General features: G+C 67.6%; 4 protein-coding genes. All 4 read left to right on the forward strand.

Going from position 1 to position 3426, the window contains the following annotated elements:
- Positions 1-422 (forward strand): PP2C family protein-serine/threonine phosphatase (locus B2W70_RS16675; protein WP_414631085.1); only part of this gene is annotated, 422 nt, incomplete at its 5' end.
- A gap of 139 nt (positions 423-561) precedes the next feature.
- Positions 562-1290, forward strand: a complete 729-nt coding sequence (gene rph / locus B2W70_RS16680; protein WP_058088074.1) for a ribonuclease PH — start codon at positions 562-564, stop codon at positions 1288-1290.
- 94 nt (positions 1291-1384) lie between these two features.
- Positions 1385-2053, forward strand: coding sequence for an RdgB/HAM1 family non-canonical purine NTP pyrophosphatase (gene rdgB, locus B2W70_RS16685; protein ID WP_286747381.1), 669 nt, complete (start codon positions 1385-1387; stop codon positions 2051-2053).
- Between the two features lie 18 nt (positions 2054-2071).
- The gene (hemW, locus tag B2W70_RS16690; RefSeq protein ID WP_058088076.1) at positions 2072-3259 is read left to right on the forward strand and encodes a radical SAM family heme chaperone HemW; all 1188 of its coding nucleotides are present in this window, start codon (positions 2072-2074) and stop codon (positions 3257-3259) included.
- Positions 3260-3426: the final 167 nt, after the last annotated feature.

The raw sequence follows: 3426 nt of genomic DNA on the forward strand, positions 1-3426 counted from the left end.
CCGCCGGCCCGCTGGTGCTGCAAGAAGGCGACCGCATCATGCTGTGCTCCGACGGCCTGTGGGGCACCGTCGAAGACGACGCCATCACCCAGAACATGGCCACGCGCACCATCTCCGACGCCGTGCCCGAGCTGGTCGAGATGGCGCTGCGCAACGGTGGCGCCAAGTGCGACAACGTCACCGTGCTGGCCATGGAATGGGAATCAGCGGCCAACGACGACCAACCTGGCGTGAGCACCGACAGCCTGGGCGACGAGGTGTTCGCCTCGACCATCCAGGCCAGCGTGGGCAACACCGGCACACCGGGCGACAATGTCGAGGTCGACGACCTGGACGAGGCCGAGATCGAGCGATCCATCCGCGAGATCAACGAGGCCATCCGCCGCTCGTCGGCCAGCGCCGCTGCCAAAAAAACGACTTGATTTGCACAGGTTGAATCAGGCCTGATTTCCTCATGACCCTCCGCGGCTGGCTCGCAAAGTCACCCGCCCCTCTCACCGGCCCGGGCACCCGCTTCGGGCCTTTGCTTTTCACCGTCACCCCTTTTTCACGGACCCCACCATGGCCTACAACCGCCCCCACGGTCGCGCACTCGACAGCCTGCGCCCCCTGACCATCACCCGCGGCTACACCATCCACGCCGAAGGCTCGGTGCTGATCTGCTTTGGCGACACGAAGGTCTTGTGCACGGCCTCCGTCGAAGAGAAGGTGCCGCCGCACAAGCGCGGCAGCGGCGAAGGCTGGGTGACGGCCGAGTACGGCATGCTGCCGCGCTCGACCCACACCCGCAGTGACCGCGAGGCCGCGCGCGGCAAGCAAAGCGGCCGCACGCAGGAGATCCAGCGCCTGATCGGCCGCAGCCTGCGCGCCGTGGTCGACCTGGCCAAGCTGGGCGAGCGCTCCATCGTCATCGACTGCGACGTCATCCAGGCCGACGGCGGCACGCGCACCGCGGCCATCACCGGTGCCTACGTGGCCCTGGCCGACGCCGTCAAGGGCCTGATCGCCCAAGGCAAGATCAGCGAAAGCCCCATCCTCAACCCGGTGGCCGCCATCAGCGTGGGCATCGTCGAAGGCACGCCGCTGCTCGACCTCGAATACATCGAGGACTCGGCCTGCGACACCGACATGAACGTCGTCATGACCGGCGCAGGCCACTACGTGGAAGTGCAAGGCACGGCCGAAGGCGTGGCCTTCACCCGCGCCGAGATGGACCAACTGCTGGCCTTGGCCGAAAAGGGCATCCGCGAACTCGTGGCCGCCCAGGCCGCTGCCCTAGCGCAAGCATGAACAACCCAGGCAGGCTCAACGCGTGATCGCCATGGGCACGCCTGAGCATCCTGCCCTGCCTCACTGACCTGCCAGCCTTCCGAAAGCCCCGAGCATGAGCAAGCGACTGATCCTCGCCTCCAACAACGCCAAAAAGCTCAAGGAGCTGCAGGCCCTCATCGCCCCGCTCGGGGTCGAGCTGGTGACACAGGGCAGCCTGGGCATCCCTGAGGCCGAAGAGCCGCACATCACCTTCGTCGAGAACGCGCTGGCCAAGGCCCGCCATGCCGCCGCCGCAGCGGTTGGGCCGGCGCTGGCCGATGACTCCGGCCTGTGCGTGGATGCGCTGGGCGGCGCGCCGGGCGTTCGCTCCGCTCGCCACGCGGTGGATGCCGGCCGCATCGCCGAAGGCCTGCCGCGCGAACAGATCGACCAGGCCAACAACGCGTGGCTGCTGACGCAGATGAAGGGCCAGGCTCAGCGTGGCGCCCACTTCACCTGCCTGCTGGTGGCCGTGCGCCACGCCGAAGATCCCGAGCCCTTGATCGCCGAGGGCCAGTGGCGCGGTGAATTGCTCGACGCACCACAAGGCGCACACGGCTTCGGCTACGACCCGCTGCTGTGGATCGCTTCGCACGGCCACAGCGCCGCCGAGCTCGATCCGGCCATCAAGAACGCCATCAGCCACCGCGCACTCGCCTGTCAGCATTTGCTGGCGCTCATGCGCGCGCGCTGGGGCCTCGATGGCGGCGCTGCAACGTCGGCCTGGCCCTGGCAACACTGAGCACCCCGAGGCAACGCCATGATCACCCTGCAACGCCCAGGCGCGCTGACGGCCCTGCCACCGCTGTCGCTGTACGTGCACCTGCCCTGGTGCCTCAAGAAATGCCCGTACTGCGACTTCAACTCACACGAGCTGCGCGGTGATGCCGACGAGCGCGCACCGCTGGAGTCCCGCTACCTCGACGCCCTGCGCGCGGACCTCGAAGCCGCACTGCCCCAGATCTGGGGCCGCCGCGTGCACACCATCTTCATCGGTGGTGGCACGCCCAGCCTGTTCTCGCCCGAGGCCATCGACCGCCTGCTGGCCGACATCCGCGCGCGCCTGCCACTCGAGCCCGGCTGCGAGGTCACGCTGGAAGCCAACCCCGGCACCTTCGAGCGCGACCGCTTCAAGGCCTTCCGCCAGGCCGGCGTCACGCGCCTGTCGATCGGCGTGCAGAGCTTCGACGACGCCAAGCTCAGGTCCCTGGGCCGCGTGCACGACCGCGCGCAAGCGATCGCTGCGGTCGAAGAAGCCCAGCGCTGCTTCGACACCTTCAACCTCGACCTGATGTACGCCCTGCCCGGCCAGACCATGGCCGAGCTGCAGGCCGACCTCGATCAGGCACTGGCCTTCGCGCCGCCGCACCTCTCGCTCTATCACCTGACGATGGAGCCCAACACCGTCTTCGGCAGCCGCCCACCTGCCAACCTGCCCGACGACGACACCGCCTTCGACATGCTCGACCTGCTGACCGCAGGCACCACCGCGGCAGGTCTGCAGCGCTATGAGGTCTCGGCCTACGCGCGCCCTGGCCACCACTGCGAGCACAACCTCAACTACTGGCAGTTCGGCGACTACCTGGGCATCGGCGCAGGCGCGCACAGCAAGATCAGCTTCCCGGACCGCATCGTGCGACAGGTGCGCTGGCGCGAGCCGAACACCTACATGGACCAGGCCGCGCAAGGCCAGGCCACCTCGAACGAACACGATGTCGGCCTGTCGGCACGCCCCTTCGAGTTCATGATGAATGCGCTGCGCTTGAAGGACGGCTTCGAGCTGCAGCGCTTTGCCGAGCGCACGGGCCTGACGCTGGCCAGCATCCAGAAACCGCTGGCCGAAGCCGAGGCCAAAGGCCTGCTGCAACGCGACCTGGCGCGCGCCTGGCCCACCGACAAGGGCTTCGACTTCCTGAGCGACCTGCAGGCCCTCTTTCTCAACGAGTGAGCTTCAACGAAGGGCCTTTGAGCCCATCACTGTCGCACCAGGCAAGGCAGGCAAGTGCCTCGACAAACAAAAAAGCCGCTGGCTCTCACCAGCGGCTTGTTCATTCAGCAACCTGAAGCAGATCAGGCGGCCTTCTTCTCGTCGCGCAGCTCGCGGCGCAGGATCTT

Origin of the sequence: Aquabacterium sp. UBA2148, assembly GCF_002328915.1 — a bacterium.
Classification (GTDB): Bacteria; Pseudomonadota; Gammaproteobacteria; order Burkholderiales; family Burkholderiaceae_C; genus Aquabacterium; species Aquabacterium parvum.